Source organism: Conexibacter sp. CPCC 206217, assembly GCF_030646165.1.
Classification (GTDB): Bacteria; Actinomycetota; Thermoleophilia; order Solirubrobacterales; family Solirubrobacteraceae; genus Conexibacter.
Map to the genome: position 1 here is coordinate 551,740 of NZ_JAUTDO010000003.1, position 17,107 is coordinate 568,846.

14 protein-coding genes and 1 tRNA gene are annotated in these 17,107 nt (G+C 71.7%); 1 reads left to right on the plus strand and 14 read right to left on the minus strand.

The features are described 5' to 3' along the window. Position 1: 1 nt before the first annotated feature. Entirely contained in the window at positions 2-1,825 is a 1,824-nt protein-coding gene (locus Q7L65_RS10880) for an adenylate/guanylate cyclase domain-containing protein (protein ID WP_304721096.1), read from the plus strand. A 63-nt stretch (positions 1,826-1,888) separates the two neighbouring features. On the opposite strand, the gene Q7L65_RS10885 is transcribed toward Q7L65_RS10880, so the two are convergent. From Q7L65_RS10885 to Q7L65_RS10950, 14 genes are all read right to left on the minus strand, one after another. Beyond that, a complete protein-coding gene (locus tag Q7L65_RS10885) occupies positions 1,889-2,596 on the minus strand; it encodes a hypothetical protein (RefSeq protein ID WP_304721097.1) in 708 nt (235 codons plus the stop codon). A gap of 193 nt (positions 2,597-2,789) precedes the next feature. Next, positions 2,790-2,860, minus strand: a tRNA-Gln gene (locus tag Q7L65_RS10890). 70 nt (positions 2,861-2,930) lie between these two features. Then, entirely contained in the window at positions 2,931-3,434 is a 504-nt protein-coding gene (locus Q7L65_RS10895) for a hypothetical protein (RefSeq protein WP_304721098.1), read from the minus strand. A 280-nt stretch (positions 3,435-3,714) separates the two neighbouring features. Next, positions 3,715-4,965 (minus strand): NAD(P)/FAD-dependent oxidoreductase, encoded by a 1,251-nt coding sequence (locus Q7L65_RS10900; protein ID WP_304721099.1) that lies wholly within the window; start codon positions 4,963-4,965, stop codon positions 3,715-3,717. Further along, entirely contained in the window at positions 4,965-5,675 is a 711-nt protein-coding gene (locus Q7L65_RS10905; protein ID WP_304721101.1) for a TrkA family potassium uptake protein, read from the minus strand. Before Q7L65_RS10905 ends, Q7L65_RS10900 begins: the two co-directional genes overlap by 1 nt. Next, positions 5,659-6,087 carry a TrkA family potassium uptake protein gene (locus tag Q7L65_RS10910; protein WP_304721102.1) on the minus strand — a complete coding sequence of 143 codons (429 nt, stop codon included), beginning with the start codon at positions 6,085-6,087 and terminating at the stop codon, positions 5,659-5,661. The genes Q7L65_RS10905 and Q7L65_RS10910 overlap by 17 nt, the downstream gene beginning before the upstream one ends. Before the next feature lie 10 nt (positions 6,088-6,097). Next, complete coding sequence (locus Q7L65_RS10915; RefSeq protein WP_304721103.1) at positions 6,098-8,155, minus strand: amino acid permease; 2,058 nt, start codon at positions 8,153-8,155, stop codon at positions 6,098-6,100. Further along, a complete protein-coding gene (locus Q7L65_RS10920; protein WP_304721104.1) occupies positions 8,155-8,346 on the minus strand; it encodes a hypothetical protein in 192 nt (63 codons plus the stop codon). The genes Q7L65_RS10915 and Q7L65_RS10920 overlap by 1 nt, the downstream gene beginning before the upstream one ends. Before the next feature lie 16 nt (positions 8,347-8,362). Continuing rightward, complete coding sequence (locus Q7L65_RS10925; RefSeq protein ID WP_304721105.1) at positions 8,363-10,273, minus strand: amino acid permease; 1,911 nt, start codon at positions 10,271-10,273, stop codon at positions 8,363-8,365. 33 nt (positions 10,274-10,306) lie between these two features. Further along, the gene (locus tag Q7L65_RS10930; RefSeq protein ID WP_304721106.1) at positions 10,307-11,272 is read right to left on the minus strand and encodes a hypothetical protein; all 966 of its coding nucleotides are present in this window, start codon (positions 11,270-11,272) and stop codon (positions 10,307-10,309) included. Between the two features lie 76 nt (positions 11,273-11,348). Beyond that, positions 11,349-13,043, minus strand: coding sequence for an MFS transporter (locus Q7L65_RS10935; protein ID WP_304721107.1), 1,695 nt, complete (start codon positions 13,041-13,043; stop codon positions 11,349-11,351). Between the two features lie 141 nt (positions 13,044-13,184). Continuing rightward, on the minus strand, positions 13,185-15,245 hold the full coding sequence (locus Q7L65_RS10940; RefSeq protein WP_370552549.1) for a sodium-translocating pyrophosphatase: 2,061 nt from the start codon (positions 15,243-15,245) through the stop codon (positions 13,185-13,187). Positions 15,246-15,456: 211 nt separating this feature from the next. After that, positions 15,457-15,936 carry a hypothetical protein gene (locus Q7L65_RS10945; protein WP_304721110.1) on the minus strand — a complete coding sequence of 160 codons (480 nt, stop codon included), beginning with the start codon at positions 15,934-15,936 and terminating at the stop codon, positions 15,457-15,459. Continuing rightward, positions 15,933-17,078, minus strand: coding sequence for a YbdK family carboxylate-amine ligase (locus Q7L65_RS10950; protein WP_304721112.1), 1,146 nt, complete (start codon positions 17,076-17,078; stop codon positions 15,933-15,935). Before Q7L65_RS10950 ends, Q7L65_RS10945 begins: the two co-directional genes overlap by 4 nt. Positions 17,079-17,107: the final 29 nt, after the last annotated feature.

The window sequence follows — 17,107 nt, forward strand, 5'->3', positions numbered from 1 at the left end:
GATGCTCAGCCGTCCGGTGCGCGTCCTGATCGTCGGCCTGCTCGCCTGCGCGCTGACGGGAGCGGTCTACGCCACCGGCGTGCTCGACGGCCTGGAGCGGATCTCGGTCGACGCCCGCTTCGACGTGCGCGGCTCGCAGGGAGCGCCCGGCGACGTGGTCGTGGTCGGCATCGGCGACAGCACGTTCGCGAAGCTGAGACGGCAGTGGCCCTTCCCCCGTCGTCTGCACGCACAGGCGATCGACGCGCTGCTGGACGCGGGCGCCAGAGCGGTCGCCTACGACGTGCAGTTCTCCGAACCGTCCGACCCCGCCGAGGACCGCGCACTGCTGGTCGCGGCCGCCGACCCGCGCGTCGTGCTCGGGACCTCGGAGCTGACGCGCACGGGCCAGCCCGCGGTACTGCCGGCGCTGCTGCGCCGCCGTGCCGCCGCCCGCGTCGGCTACGCGCTCTTCCCCGTCGACCCGGATGGCGTGATGCGCCAGCTCGACCCGCGCGTCGACGGCGTCCCGCACCTCGCCGTGCTCGCGTCGGGCGCCGGCGCGAAGAGCGCCTCCTCCCACCCGATCGACTTCGCCGGGCCCGCCGGCACCGTTCCCGAGATCCCGTTCGAGGACGTGCTGAACGACAGCTTCGACCGGAACGAGGTGCGCGACAAGATCGTCGTCGTCGGCGCAACCGCCGAGAACCTGCAGGACTACCACGCGGTCGCCGCGGGGCACCTGATGTCCGGCCCGGAGATCAACGCGAACGCGATCCAGACGATCCTCGACGGCTATCCGCTGAACGACGCGTCGACCGCAGCCGCGGTCCTGCTCGTCATGATCTTCGCGCTGCTGGCGCCGCTCGCCACGCTCGTGCGCGGACCGCCGAGCCGCGCGCTGCTGCTGGCGCTGGCGGCCGGCGCGGCCGGCGTGGTGCTGCTGTACGGCGTCGCGCAGCTGAGCTTCGACAACGGGACGATCGTGCCGGTCGCGCCGCCGTTGCTGGCGCTGCTGCTCGGGACCGCGGGCGCGGTCGCGTTGACGTACACGGTCGAGGTGCGCGCGCGGCAGCGGATGCGGGTCGAGCTGGAGCGGTTCGTCGCGCCGGCGGTCGCGAGCGAGCTGCTGACGCGCGACCAGCCGCTGGAGAGCCATCGCGTCGAGGCGACCGTCCTCTTCTGCGACCTGCGCGGGTTCACGACGCTCGCCGAGCGGCTCGACGCGGAGCAGGTGATCAGACTGCTGAACCGCTACCTGGAGCTGGTCTCCGAGGCGGTCCTCGACGCCGGCGGGACCGTCCTCTCCTACCAGGGCGACGGCGTGATGGCCGTCTTCGGCGCGCCGCTCCCGCAGCCCGACCACGCCGCCCGCGCGCTCGCGGCGGCCCGCGCGATCCTCGACGACGCGCTGCCGCGCTTCAACCGCTGGGCGGCGGAGCGGGGGCTGCTGGGTGGGGACGCCGCGACGCCCGCCGGCGACTCCGCGGGGCGGGATCCGCTCGCCGGCGCGGCAGCTCCCCACCCCGACCTCGCCACCGAGCGCAGCCCGTTCGACCCCGAACCAGCGTTGAGCGCCGGCATCGGCGTCAACACGGGGCCGGTGATGGCCGGCGTGATCGGATCCGAGCGACGGGTCGAGTACGCGGCGATCGGCGACGCGACGAACGTCGCGGCCCGGCTGCAGGCGCTCGGGCGCGATTTCGATCCGCCGGCGCGCCTGTTCGTCGCCGCCGCAACGGCCGAAGCGCTCGGCGACCGTTTGGCCGCCGAGCGCTTGGAGTTGCATGGTGAGGTGTTCCTGAAGGGACGCCGCGAACCGGTCACCGTCTGGTTCGGACGCTGAGCAGCCCCACGCGGGCGCGGGCGGCCGGGAATTCGCCGGACCCGGCAGCCCGCGCCCACGATCTCAGGGCTGCGCCACCTTCGGGACGCAGATCGCGTACGCGCGCAGGATCCGGCCGGAGGCGCTGTTGTTGCGGCCGGAGACGGTCCAGCCGGTCATCGCGTTGACGCCCGGCGCCAGCGGCGACGGCACCGACGCAGTCACCTGGACGTCCAGTTCGGTTGTGGCGTTCCCAGCGACCTGGAGCCAGCCGCCGCCGCCCCCAGTCGCCTTCTCGTCGGGGTTGCAGGATGCGGTGACCGTCGTAGAGCCGCCCGCGCCGCCGATCTGCGCGCTCGTGAGGAAGACGGTGCGGACGCTGTTCGCCATGAACGCGGTGTGGTCGCGCCCGTCGAGCTTCTGCGCGTCCTTCGCGACGTCAGCCGTTCTGGCGGTCTCGGCGTTTCTGGCGGTCTCGGCCGTTCTGGCCGTCTCAGCCGTGTTGGCGCTGCCGGCGGTCTTCGCGACGTCGGCGATCTTGGCGGCGTCGGCCGCTCTCGCGTACTCGGCGAAGTTCGCCAGCTTCGCGGCCGGGACGAGGCCGAGGCGCGACTCGTTGATCTGCACGCCGGTGAGCGAGTTGGCCTTGACGCGGTTGCCCGGCAGGCTGCTCTTCTTGACGGCAGAACCGCTGAACGGCGTGGCGGCCTGCGCGCTGCTGGCGGCGCCGGCGAAGGTGATCGAGGCGATCGCGAGAGCGGCGGCGGGACGGGTGATGGCGATGGAGCGCATGGGACTTCCTCCTGGATCTTCGAGGCGAGCCCGGTGCCCGCCGTTTCGATGGATCCAGACTCCCGCGGATCGCCCCCGCCCTCCGCTCGCCCGCCGACACCCCTTCTGTCAAGTGCGCGACACAGGCCCGACGGCGCACTCCCGCCGATTCGCCCCAGAACGACGAAAGCCCCGCTGAACGGGGCCTTCTTCACTGCGGGACAGGGATTCGAACCCCGATTACCCGGTCCAGAGCCGAGTGTCTTGCCATTAGACGATCCCGCAACGCGTGCGAGGCATGAGAATAGACGCTTCGCGCGCGAGATGCCTCGTGGCGTCTGTATCTCGTACCGCGCTACGCCGGCCAATCCGGCGGCATTTCGAACTGGTCGTCGCCGAGGGCGAGAACCAGGGGGTCGCCGGTGCGGGCGGCGATGTGGAGCGGGACGTCGGGGTCTGTCGTCGGGAAGGTCGCGCTGAGGACGCTGCGCTCGGGGAAGCGCGAGGTCAGCTGGCGCAGGGCGCGCGCGAGCTGCTCGATCTCGTCGGGCGCGACCGCTTGTCCGCGAGCCTCGGACGAGATCCCGTGCCGAACACCGGGACCAAGCGGCGCGTCGATCTGCTCGCGAACCGCTTCCAGTTCGAACGGGCCTGCGGCGTTCAGCGGCGGCAGCGGCAGCGAATCCGCAGAGAGGCGGTCCGGGTCCAGGTGGACCGTGTGCTCGCCCTCGGCCAGCAGGGCGAGGCCCTCGAACGGGCACTCGACGACGAACGGCTGGCCGCCGTCGCCGCGGTCCAGCAGCAGTATCGCCGCCTCCGCCCCCGCTGCACGCGTGAACGCGCGCAGCGTCACCGCCATCGTCGCTATCCGCGAGCGGGCGAGGTCGGCCGCGGTCGTCGGCAGGCGGCGAAAGCCGCTCCCCGGTCCAACGCGCGGACCGTCGCCCGCGGCGCCGGCCTCGCCAGCGCCCCGCGGCCCCTCCCCCGCCGGCCGTGCCGTCCAGCGGCGGTCGTCGACGTCTCCCAGCAGCGCCGACCAGCGATCGTCGCCGCCTCCGGACGGAGGCCAGGCGCCGGGCCCGTGGTGGCCGGGTCGGTGAAGGCGGCGGGCGCCTTCACCGAACCCCCGCCGCGCGGCCTTACCGCGCGCCGATCTGGGCGAGATCCGTCGCCGCATCTCCGAGTCTCGCGACGGATACGTCGTCGAGCGCCTCGCGAGAGGCGATCAGGCGGCGGGCATGGTCGAGGTCGTCGGAGCGGCCGACCGACAGCGCGCCCTCGACGCGGCCCTCGTCGACGTACCAGACGCTGAACTCGCCCGACTCGAACGAGCCGCGCACGACCTCGCGGTCCCATCTGCGCGCCGGCCCGACGTACTCCAGCGACGCCCAGTCGGCGAGGTCGGAGAAGAAGTACGGCACGACGTCGTGCACGACGTCCTCGCCGAGCATCGAGCGCGCGACGGTCTTGCCGTGCTGCAGCGCGACGTCCCAGTGCTCGGCGCGCACGCGACGGCCGTTGACGACGCTGTCGTACGCGGCCACGTCGCCGGCCGCCCATATCCCGCGCGCGGAGGTCCGCAGACGCTCGTCGCAGGCGATCCCGCCCAGCTCCTCGTCCAACGCGAGCCCGGCCGAGCGCGCCAGCATCACATCCGGCGCCACGCCCGCGCCGATCACGACGGCGTCGGCGTCGAGCACCTCGCCGGACGACGTGACGACCCGTTGCACCTGCTCGCCGTCGCCCTCGAAGCGCTCCAACGAGACGCCGGCGACAAGACGGATCCCGTGCTCCTCCAGGCGCGACTGGAAGAAGCGCCCGGCATCGAGACCGAACGTACGCGACAGCGCGACGTCCTCCTGCATCACGATCGTGCACTGCGCGCCGAGCTGCGTCAGCGTCGCCGCGACCTCGCAGCCGATGTAGGAGCCGCCGATCAGCACGACGCGTCTGCCGGCCGCCTCGGCGCGGATCTGCTCGGCGTTGCCGAACGCGCGCAGGTAGGAGATCCCCTCCAACTGGGCGCCGTCGACCGGCAGCCGGCGCACGTTCGCGCCCGTGGCCACCAGGGCGGTGTCGAACGAGACGACCTCCTTCGTCGACAGTCTCGCCTCGCGCGCTTCGACATCGAGCTTCATGACCGACGTGCGCTGCAGCACCTCGATCCGCTGCTCCTCGTACCACGAGAGCGGTCTGTAGAAGGCGTCCTCGCGAGCCGAGGAGCCGGCGAGGTACTCCTTCGACAGCGGCGGGCGCTCGTACGGCAGGTCCGGCTCGCGGCCGACCAGCAGGATGTCGCCCTCGGCGCCGCCTTCGCGCAGCCAGCGCGCGCACGAGGCGCTCGCCAGACCGCCGCCGATCAGCAGGTGCGCCACGTGACGGTCGGCCATCAGGCGGCCGCTGCGCTCTGCGTGAACTGGGGCGTGATCGCGGACTCGAGGCCCGGGTCGAGGATCAACAGCACTTCGTCTCCCGCTTCGATGACAGTGTCCGACTTCGGCACGAAGCCGCCCCCGTCGCGCAGCACCGAGATGATCAGCGCGCCCTCGGGCAGCGGGACCTCTTCCACGCGCATGCCCGCGGCCGGTGCCCCCTGCACGACCTCCAGTTCGATGATCTCCAGCCGCTCGCCCTCGAGCGCCAGCAACTGCACAAGGCCGTACTGCGGCACCTCGTGCTCGATCAGGCGCAGGATCAGGTCGGTCGCGGAGACCGCCGGCTGGATCCCGAGCAGCTTGAAGTGCTGCAGGTTGCGAGGGTTGTTGACGCGCGCGACGATCCGCTGCGTCAGGTACTTCTCCTTCGCGACCTGGCAGATCAGCATGTTGTCCTCGTCGTCGCCGGTGACGGCGATCACGAGGTCGGCGCGCTGGATCCCGGCCCGCTCGAGCACCCACAGCTCAGTCGCGTCGCCGTACTGGACGGCGTGCTCGAGCTCCTGCTCGACGACGAGGTAGCGGCGGCGATCGTCCTCGATCAGCGTCACCTCGTGGTCCTTCGCGAGCAGCTCGCGCGCGAGGTTCCAGCCGACCTTGCCGGCTCCGGCGATGATCACGTACATGCCGGTGCGGGCGCTGCCGTGCTCAGGCCACCGGGGCAAGAGCTGCCTCCTTCACGAGGTCGATCGCCTGCTGCGTCGGGCAGATCGTGTGCAGTCCCTGCTCGGCGTACCAGGCCGCGCGGGCCGGGTCCGCGACGCGCACGACGACGCGCGGGACGTTGAAGCGCTTCTGCGCGATCTGGGCGACGACGAGGTTGGTGTTGTCGCCGCGGGTGGAGGCGATGAAGACGTCCGCCTGCTCGATCCCGGCCTCCACGAGCGCGTCGACCTCGAGTGCCGTGCCGACCGTGAAGCGCCCACCGGCGTCCTCCCACGTGTCGACGAGGTCCTTGTCGAGCTGCTCGTGCGACAGCGGGTCCTGGTCGAGCACCGAGACCTCGTGACCCGCCTCCAGTGCCTGTTTGGCGACGGCGGAGCCGACGCGCCCCGCTCCGACGATCAGGATCAGCATGAGCGGAACATTAGCGCTGCGCCTCGCCCGGCTGGTCCGCCGTCGCGGATGCGCCGTCTGCGCTGTCGCCACCACCGGCCGCGGGCGCGGGGTCGACCGGCGGCACCGCCGGCGCCGGCGGCAGCTTCAGCGGCTGCTCGGCCGCGGGCGCGGTCAGGATCACGCGGCAGTCGGCCTTGCGCAGCACGTACTTGGTCGCCTCGCCGACGAAGTTGTCGAGCGGCCCGCCGGAGCCGCCCATCAGGGCGCCGCCGCGCACGCGCGAGGGCTCCTCGGCGGCGAGCACGATCGCCTCCACCCCGCGTCGCTTCGCCTCGTTGACGATCCCCTGCCCGGCGCGCCGCGCGCGGATCATCGCGGTCTGCACGATCACGCCCTCGTACTCCTCGCCGACCGCCTTCGCGCGCCGCAGCGCCTCCTGCGCGCGCTTGATCTGCGCGTCCGGCAGGCGCGCGTCGATCGGCAGCGCCATCGGGATCTCGAAGACCCAGATCGCCTCGATCACGGCACCCTCCTCGTCGACGTCGTCGCTGACGGTGCCGGCGAGCCGCCCGGCCGTCTGGACGATGTCGTCGTCGAGCGGCTTGCCGAAGATCGGCACGAGGATCGAGCCGAAGCTCTCCTGGTCGCGGCGCTCGTGCATCAGCGCCTTCTCCGGCACCATCACCCGCTTCAGCAGCGGATTGCCGTCGATGCGGCGGTAGATCACGTACAGCAGCATCCCGCCGATCAGCCATGCCAGCCCGACGTAGCGGGCGCCCGTGTGCAGGATCAGCACGCTGACCCAGCCGGCGGCCGACAGCAGCGCGCCGATCACCGCCGGCAGCGGCACCGGCCGCCCGGCCCAGCGGAAGTTGAGCGGGACGCTGTACGGCCGCGGCCGGTCGGGCTCTCTGAAGCGCAGCGCGATGATCGACAGGTGCGCGATCGTGAACGCGAGCAGCGCGCCGACCGCGTAGATCCCGACGAGGAAGTCGAGGTCGGCGGGCACGACGAGCGCCGCGGCGACGAGCGCGGCGAGCGCGATCAGCACGTACGGCGTGCCGAACCTCGAGTGCAGCCGTCCCAGCCGGCTGGGGATCTGGCGGTTGGTCGCGAGCGCGTAGGAGAGCCGCGAGGTACCGAGCATCGCGCCGTTGCAGGCGGCGACCAGGGCGGTGACTGCGGCGAGCGCGACGATCGGCTTCAGCACGTCGACGAGCCAGACGGGATCGAACGCGTCGGCGATCCCCAGCAGCGGCGCCTCGACGTCCTGCGTCGTGAACGCGCCCGCGCCCTCGGACACCGGCAGCGCGCTGACAGCGACGATCGAGATCCCGAAGTAGACGATCACGATCGAGGCCGAACCGGGCCCGACCAGCTGCTTCAGCGCCCTGCGGCTGGCGCTCGCCTCGCCGGCGAGGCTGGAGGCGGCCTCCAGGCCCGTGAAGGCGATCGTCGCGATCGTGAGGGCGAAGACGACGTCGTCCCAGGCGGGCGAGCTGCCGAAGTGGATCGAGTCGATCGCGGCGGTCGGGTCGAACACGATGATCAGGCCGAGCACGATCACGATCACCTGCACGCCGAGGTCGGCGACGGCGATCGCGACCTGCCGCTGCAGCTGGCGGATCGTGACGCCGCGGATGTTCCAGATCGCGACCGCGACGATGATCGAGATCGCGACCAGCACCTCGGGGACGCCGGAGCCGATCGGATCCCAGAACTGCGCCATGTAGTTCGTCGTCGTGAACGCGGTGACGGCGATCAGGATCGAGTAGTCGAGCAGGATCGACCAGCCGGCGACGAAGCTGACCAGCTCGTTGAAGGCGTAGCGCGCGAAGACGGACGAGCCGCCGCGCTCGCGGTGCAGCGCGGCCCCTTCGACGTACGTCATCGACGAGAGCGCGAAGAAGAGGCCGGCGACGAGGAAGACGACGGGCGTCAGCCCCAGCGCGCGGTGCGCGACGACGCCGAGCGCGAAGTAGACGGAGCTGACCGAGGTCGTGTAGACGAGCGCGAACAGCGCGCGCGAGCTGAGCGGGCGCGGCACGGCGTCCGGCGCGCGCGAGTGGTCGCCCAGCAGCGGCATCAGCGCCGCCTCCGCGCGATCATGAAGCGCCCGGCGCCGGCGGCGAGGAACAGCACGCCCAGCAGCACGCCGAGCGACAGCACACCGCCGCCCGCCGTGAAGGTGCGCACCAGCAGCGCGATCCCGATCACGAACATCACGACCGACAGCAGCTGGGTCGTGGAGTTGTGGATGTCGCGCGGGGCGGGCATGGGCGGGCTCTGGGGGTCAGGCGACCTCGGCAGCCGCGCGCGGCGCCGCGCGCCGCTTGCCGCGGCCTGACTCGATGATGACGCGGCAGGGGCGTTCCGCCAGCACGGTCTCCAGCGTCCGTCCGAAGATCGACCCGCCGCCGGTGCGGACGGGCAGCGGCATCACGATCGCGCGCGCCTGGATCACCTTCGCCTCGTCGACGATCCGGCGCCCGGCCTGACCCGGGCGGACCTTCTCCCAATGCCCGGTCACGCGCCGGCCGCCCTGCAGCTTGGCCTGCTCGATGATCGTCTGCGCGGCCAGCTCCTGCTCGGGCATCGAGGCGTGGATCGGGCTCATCGACGGGACCGTGATCGTGACGATCACATGGATGCCGCGGTGACGGCGGGCGGCCAGCTTGATCGCGGTCGCCAGCACGTCGGGCACGTACTCGCGCTCGTCGAAGGCGACCAGCACGGACTCGTACTCGGCCTCGTGGTCGATCACCGGCTTCGGGACCGCGACGCGCGTCGTCGTCGTGAGGTCGAGCCCCTGGTGGCGGCGGAAGAGGACGAAGACGCCGATGCCGATCACCAGCCACGTGATGCCGGTGATCGCGACGCCGATGTAGAGCGCGGTCACGACGCACCACGACAGCGCCGTGAAGATGCCGCCGACGATCGCGAACAGCGGCAGGTCCTTGCCGCGCCATCTGAGGTTGAAGGGGCCGCGATAGGGCCGTCTGGCGTCGGGATGCTTCAACCGCAATCGCACCACGGACGCGTGCGCGATCGTGAACGACAGCATCGCGCCGAACGCGTACAGGTTGCCGAGGAAGCCGGCCTGGCCGGGGATCATCGCCAGGCAGGCGACGATCGAGAAGAGGATGATCCCGATCCACGGCGTGCGGAACTTCGGGTGCAGCTCGCGCAGCTTGTCTGGCAGCTGGCGGTGCACGCCCATCGAGTAGGTCAGGCGCGAGACGCCGATGATGCCGGCATTGGTCGCCAGCAGCAGGATCGTCGCGGCCAGCAGGCCGACGTAGATCTCGCCCGCATGCTGCAGGGGCCCGAGGTGGAGGTGCTCGACGATGCCGAGCACCGGGTCGCCCGCGAAGCCGCCCTGGTCCTCGGGCAGGCCCAGCAGCGTCTTGCACTCCCCCGCCGCGTCGCATTCGACCGGCAGCGCCGACAGCGCGATCGCCGGCAGCAGCGCGTAGATCGCGAAGACCGCGATCACGACGCGGTTGATCGCCTTCGGGATCGATCTGGTCTCGTCCTTCGCCTCCTCGGCCATGTTCGAGATCGTCTCGATGCCGGTGTAGGCGATCATCGCGACCGGGATCGCGACGATGAAGTTGCTCCACGTCGGGGCGATCCCCCACTGCACGTTGTCGATCAGCGTGTCGGGGCTGAAGACGAGCACGAGGCCGAGCGCGACCAGCAGCAGCTGCGTCGCGAAGTCGACGACCGCGAGCGTGATGTTGAGGCCGGCGGTCTCCTTCGCGCCGAAGACGTTCAGCGCCGCCAGCAGCGCGACGACGATGCAGCCGCCGATCACGTCGCCCGGCGCGTGGCGCAGCGGCTCCCAGAACAGCGAGCCGACGTAGTGCGGCACGAAGAACGCCGAGATCGAGATCGTGATCGTGTAGTTGAGCATCTGGCCCCATGCCGCGAAGAAGGACCAGAACTCGTTGAAGGCACGGCGCGCGAAGCTGGAGGAGCCGCCCGCCTCCGGGTACATCGCGGTCGCCTCGGCGTAGGTCGAGGCGGTCAGGAAGAAGATCACGCCCGCGATCACGAACACGACCGGCGTCAGGCCGAGCGCGAACGACGCGACGAGGCCCAGCGCGTAGTAGATCGACGAACCGACGTTGCCGTAGGCGGTCGAGAAGAGAGCGTTGACCCCGAGCACCCGCTCGAGGCCGTGGAGGCGACGTTGTGCCATTCGCGTTGGTGTGCGTTCCCTGCCCGGGTGAGGTTAGACGCGGGCGCGGGACTCCGTGGCGGTCCCCTGTGAAGACTCCTCGGGCATCGCGGGAGGCGGCGTCAGCGCGGCGGCGGCGATCACGAGCGCGAACGCCAGCAGGCGGATCGCGACGCCCGCGGCGCTGTCGGGCATCGGCTCGCCGAAGACGATCGGGCCGGCGGCGATCGTGGTCAGGTTGGCGGCCGCGCTGGTGACCGCGATCACGGGCACCGCGTCGCCGAGCTGCAGCGACTTCGCCGACACCAGCAGCCCGACCAGCGACGCGATCAGGATCACCAGCGAGAGCGGATGGAAGACCGTCGCGAGGAAGCCGTCGCCGTCGAGATGGCTGCTGAGCGCCTTGATCGAGGTGTCGGAGGCGGCCCAGAAGAGGCCGGCGGAGAGGGCGTAGCCGCTGGCGCGCCGCGGCTTCAGCCGTGGCGCGATCGCGGGAAGCGGATCCGCCGCGGGCTCGCTCGGCGCGTCGTCGCCGCCCCAGCCCGCGACGACCGCCGCCAGCGTCGCCGCGACCGACAGCCCGCCGACGTAGATCAGCAGCGTGGCGGTCGTGTAGTCGGAGTGGGCTTCGTCGCCGGCGCCCTCCATCGTCGCGGCGAGGAACGCGAGGCCGGCCGCCATCAGCGCGACGCCGATCCACTCGCGGCGCGAGACGCGCTGACCGAACAGCTTGTCGGCGAGCACCGTCAGGAAGACGAGCCCGCCTGCGATCACGGACTGCACGAGCGTGATCGGCGCCAGCGCGAGCGCGCCGACGTGGAAGAACCAGCCGCCGAGCGCGACGAGGATCCCGATCGTGTACCAGCCGGAGCGGAACAGCACGAACGTGCTGTGCAGCGGCCGCCTCCAGTCGACCTCCGGCGCCAGCTGCGCGCCGCGGTGCTTGTAGAGGAAGCCGAGCACGCTCGCCAGCGCGGTGGCGAGCGAGAGCAGGAGGCCGAGTTGTACGGAGAGGCTCACGGGCGGCTGGGCAGCGTAGCGCTGCGCGCGGCGCCGTGGGCGTGCGGTGCCCGCTGCGCGCGCGTCGCGCCGCTGCTCACGGGTTCAGCAGGCCGCCCAGCAGGCTCGTGACCGAGCGCGGGTCGACGCCGTGGCGCTCCTTGAACCGTCTCGCCGACGCTTCGTCGGCGAGCGCCAGCACCAGCTCCTCGCGGCTGACCTTGAGCCGGCATGCGCCCGCGTCGACCGCCTCCAGCACGCGGTCCTGCAGGAACCCGGTGATCCCGCCGGAGTTCGGCAGGTCGCGGTCCTTGCACGGGTCGGCGATCGTCACCGGCTCCGGCGCGATGCTGGCGTGCAGGAGCGCGTAGACGGGCGGGGCGACGAGCGCGAGCACGGCGAGCAGGAGCGCGGGGCTCCCCCCTCGCTTCCCTTGGGTGGATGGCACACGCGTGAACAACAGCGCGACGGCGGCGAGCAGAGCCAGTGCCCCCGCGATGATGAAGGCGGGGCGGAACGCTTCGCCGACGGCGGTCACGATCGTCTCGTCGGCGCGCTCCGCGAGCTGGTCGTAGACGGCCGCGTCGTCGCCTTCGAACTGGTCGCGGTTCTCGTCCAGGGCCTTGTCGAGCCCGGCGCGCGGCTGCTCCGCATCGACGCCCGAGAGCAGCTTCGGCGCCAGCTCCAGCTTGTCCTGCGGCGGCAGCTTCGCGTCCAGCACGAGCGCGACGCCGCGCTCCTGCGCGCGCTCCGTCGTCGTGTCGAGCTGGTGGGCGATCAGCGGCGCCACCGCGATCAGCACGATCGCGATGCCCGCGTGGCGGATCGTCAGCAGCCAGGCGGCGTCATGCGGGGTGCGCTCGGGCAGCAGCTCCCCGGCGAACGCCGGCAGCGCCATCCCCATGCCGATGCCGGCGAGCGCCTGCGGGACGAACGTCCAGGCGACGTTTGCGTCCGGCAGCCAGGCGAGCGCCAACACGCCTCCGCCGACGAGGACCGAGCCCGCGGCCGCCCGCAACCGCGGCGGCCCGCCGAGCCGGCTTCCCGCGATCGCCGCCAACGGCAGCACCGTCACCGTCGCGGCGGCGGCCAGCGGCGAGATCGCCCAGCCCGCGACGAGCAGCAGCACGAGCAGGAACAGCACCGCCGTCAGCGCCGCCGACAGCAGCGCCAGCGCGATCGCGGGGAGCACGCGGATCGGCGCTGTCACATGCGCGTCGTCGACGACGGTCTCGTGCACGACGGTCCCGTGCGGGCCGACGGCAACCCTCGCCCGCCCGCTCAGCGCCGCCAGCGCCGCCACGGCCGCCAGCGGCACCTGCACGATGAAGATCGCGCGCCAGTCGAACGCCTCCGTCAGCGCGCCGCCCAGGGCCGGGCCGACCGCGCTGGAGAGCACCGCGGCGCCGAGCCAGTGGCGACGGCCCGCGGCGGCGCCGCCGTCGATCAGCGCAAAGGCCGCGACGAGGCCCGCCGCTCCGCCGATCGCCTGCACGCCGCGCGCGATCAGCAGCGGGGTGAGCGAGTCCGCGCTCGCGCAGACCGCCGACGCCAGCCCGAAGACGACGAAGCCGACCGTCCCCAGCGCGCGCGGCCCGACGCGGCGCATCAGGCGCTCCGCCGGCAGCAGCGCGACCGCGAGCACGAGCGTGTAGACCGCGATCACGGCCGCGACGCCCTCGACCGTCGTGTCGAGCGCGTTCAGCAGCTCGGGCAGTGCGAGCGTCACGATCGACGCGTCCGCGAGCACGAGCCCCGCCGCAGCGGTCACCAACCAGAGACGCAGCTTCATGACGTGATGTCTACTCGAAGAGCGCTCCGGCGCCTACCCCTGGTAGCCCCCGAAACGCACGACGGGCGGCCGAGGGCCGCCCGTCACCGCGTCGTTCTCTCCTCCGACGTTCGCGCAGGAGACTACACCCTCATACAACCTTCACACGATCAGCGGGATGATCAGGATCGCGACGATGTTCGCGACCTTGATCATCGGGTTGATCGCCGGGCCCGCGGTGTCCTTGTAGGGATCGCCGACGGTGTCGCCGGTGACTGCCGCCGCGTGCGCCTCCGAGCCCTTGCCGCCGAACGCGCCGTCCTCGATCAGCTTCTTCGCGTTGTCCCACGCGCCGCCGCCCGAGGTCATCGAGACCGCCATGAAGAGGCCGACGACGATCACGCCGATCAACAGCCCGCCGAGCGCCTCGACCGACAGCAGCCCGACGATCAGTGTCACGACGATCGGGATCAGCGACGGGACGATCATCTCGCGCTGCGCCGATCTCGTCACGATGTCGACGCAGGTGCCGTACTCCGGCTCCTGCGTGCCGTCCATGATCCCCGGCTTCTCGCGGAACTGGCGGCGCACCTCCTCGACGACGGCGCCGCCGGCACGGCCGACCGCCTCCATCGACAGAGCGGCGAACAGATAGACCATCATGCCGCCGATCAAGAGGCCGATCAGCACCGACGGGTCGCTGATCAGGAAGACCGCGGGCTCCTTGCCGTCCTTCAGCAGCTCGACTCTCAGCTCCTCCTCGAAGACGCGGAAGAGCACGAGCGCCGCGAGCACGGCCGAGCCGATCGCGTAGCCCTTCGTGACGGCCTTCGTCGTGTTGCCGACCGCGTCGAGCGGGTCGGTCACGTTGCGGACCTCCTCGGGCAGCTCGGCCATCTCGGCGATGCCGCCGGCGTTGTCGGTGATCGGGCCGAACGCGTCGAGCGCGACGATCAGGCCGGCGAGCGACAGCATCGCCATCACGGCGACGCCGATGCCGTAGACGCCGGCGAGGTCGTTCGCCCACAGGATCCCGAGCGCGAGCACGATCGCCGGCGCCGCCGTCGACTGGAAGCCCTGCGCGAGCCCCTGGATGATGTTCGTCGCGTGGCCGGTCTCCGACGCCTTCGCCGTCGACTTGACGGGCGGGAAGCGCGTCGAGGTGTAGTAGTCGGTGATGACGAACAGCAGACCGGTGATCGCGAGGCCGATCAGCGAGCAGACGTAGAGGTCGCCGACGCTGGGCGCGTCGCCCGGCCCGCTCACGAGCCGCTGCGTGACGCCGTCCATCAGCCAGTGGGTGACCGGGTAGAAGGCGGCCGCCGCGATCACGGCGGAGGCGATCAGGCCCTTGTAGAGCGCGTTCTCGACGTTGCCGCTGGCCGAGCGCACGAAGAACGTGCCGACGATCGACGCCACGATCGAGACGGCGCCGAGGATCAGCGGATACATCGCGACCGCGCTCGACTCCTGGAACGTCAGCACGCCGAGCAGCATCACGGCGACCGCGGTCACGGCGTAGGTCTCGAACAGGTCGGCAGCCATGCCGGCGCAGTCGCCGACGTTGTCGCCGACGTTGTCCGCGATCACGGCCGGGTTGCGCGGGTCGTCCTCCGGGATGCCGGCCTCGATCTTGCCGACGAGGTCGGCGCCGACGTCGGCGCCCTTCGTGAAGATGCCGCCGCCGAGGCGGGCGAAGACGGAGATCAGCGAGCCGCCGAAGCCGAGGCCGATCAGCGCGTCGATCGCCTCCTTCGGCGTCTGTCCGACCCACGACGTGAGGATCCCGTAGTAGGCGGAGACGCCGACGAGCGCGAGCCCGACGACGAGCATTCCGGTGATCGCGCCGCCGCGGAAGGCGACGCTGAGCGCTCTCGGGACGCCGTCGCGGGCGGCCTCGGCGACGCGCGCGTTGGCGCGCACCGACACGTTCATGCCGATGTAGCCGGCGGCGGCCGAGGACAGTCCGCCGATCGCGAAGCCGATCGCGACCCAGATGTCCTGGATGAATATGAGCGCGACGAACAGCAGGATGCCGACGGCGGCGATCGTCGAGTACTGACGGTTGAGGTACGCGCGTGCGCCCTCTTGTATCGCTGCGGAGATCGACCGCATGCGCTCGTTGCCCGGCGACAGCGCGAGCAGGGATCTTGCGGTCACGGCGCCGTACACGAGTGCGCAGGCGGCGCACGCGAGCGCGACGAGCACGCCGTGATCGGTCAGAAAGCTGGACAAGACGGTGATCCTCCAGATTCTGTTGAACGACGACGACGCGCCAGGAGGCGCGCCGGCACCAGCATTAGGGCCGCGGCTTTACGAGGCTCTCCACGGACCTCAATTCAAGCGGCGCGAGCCTATCGCACCGTGGGGACGCGCCGTCAAGGTTCAGGTGCGATTGTCAGCGCGGGACGCGCCCGGGTCTACGACCGCGCGGCTACTGGCCGGGGATCCAGAGGCGGCCGCCGCCCGGTCCCTCGGGTCTTCTCGGCTGCTGCTGCGGCGGCTGCGGAGCGGAGCCGGTGCCGGGCGCGGGACCGCCGGCGCCAGGTCCGGCCGGTCGCGGCGCGCCGGGAGCGGGCCCCGCGTCGGGCTCCCCCGCCTGCGCCTGCTCGGCCGCCTGCACGTAGACCAGCTGCAGCTGCGAGAGCGCGTCCTTGAACTGTCTCGCGTCCTCTGGTGCCGTGATCAGCTCGACGAGCGGCAGCAGTGCGCGCACGCCCTCGATCCCCACGCGCACCTGGTTGAGGTCGCGCTCGCCCTCCATGCCGGGCATCATGCCGGCGCGCATGATCGCGACGTTGAGGATCTGCATCGCCGACTCGAGCACGACCGCCTCGACGCGGACGTTCTTCAACTGCTCCTGAAGCGCCTTGATCTCCGCTTCCGTCGGCTGCTGGGGGACTTCCGAGCTCATACGATCGCCTCCTGGGCATACGTCTCGCGGGTCTCTCTGACGGTTGCGGCGTAGACCTCTTCGATGCCCACTCCGGCGTCGATCAACCGCCGCTGGCGCTGAGCCCCGTTGAGCTCGGGCAGGTTGACGTCGACGCCGAGCTCCGCGCGCATCGGCGCGGTCCAGCTCAGCAGCCGCTCCAGCACGGCGGCGCCGGGGTACTCGACGGCGCGCTCGAGGTCGATCATCGGGCCGTCGAGGCCGCGCCGGATCGCGCGCCACATGTTCTCCTCGACCAGCCGCGGAGCGGGATCGGAGAACGGCACGCCCTCCTCCACGTCGCGCGCGGCCTGCGCGACGCAGGCGACGATCAGCGCGGCGAGCGCGTCGGACTCGGCGGCGGTCGACTGCGCGTCGCAGATCCGCACCTCGACGGTGCCGAACGACAGATGCGGCCGGACCGACCACCACACCTGCGTGTACTCGACGATCGAGTTGGTGCGGCAGAGGAAGTCGAGGTAGTCGCGGAAGCCGCCCCAGGAGCCGAACGAGTCCGGCACGCCGCAGCGCGGGAACGACTTCGTGAACGTCTGCGTGCGGGCCGTGTGGAGGCCGGAGTCGCGGCCGTCGACGTACGGCGAGTTGGCCGAGATCGCCAGCAGCAGCGGCAGCACCGGGCGCAGCCGGTCGCACACCTGCACCGCCCGGTCCGCCCCGTTCACGCCGACGTGGACGTGCAGCGAGAAGGTGTTGTTGCGCCACGCGACGTACTTCAGCCCCTCCTCGACGCGGTGGTAGTGCTCCGTGTCGATGACGCGCTGGTCGCGGTAGTCGGAGTACGGGTGCGTGCCGGTCGCGCCGAGCGCGATCCCCTTCGCCTGCGCGAGCGCGAACAGGCGGCGGCGGTGGTCGCGCTGTCTGCCGAGCGCGTCGGCGAGGTCGGCGCCGCGGCCGGAGCGGATCTCGATCTCGGACGAGATCAGCTCGCCCGCGATCGACTCGGCCAGCACCGGGTCCGTCTGTGCCGCGTCGCGCAGCTGCTCGAAGCGCGGCGCCAGCAGCAGCGTGCCGGGATCCAGCACGGCGAACTCCTCCTCGAGTCCGACGGTGAAGTCGGTCGAGGCCTCGAAGGCGCGCTGGGCGTTGTCGAAGTCGATGCTCATGAGTGAGAGGACCGCCGGATCCGGGGCTG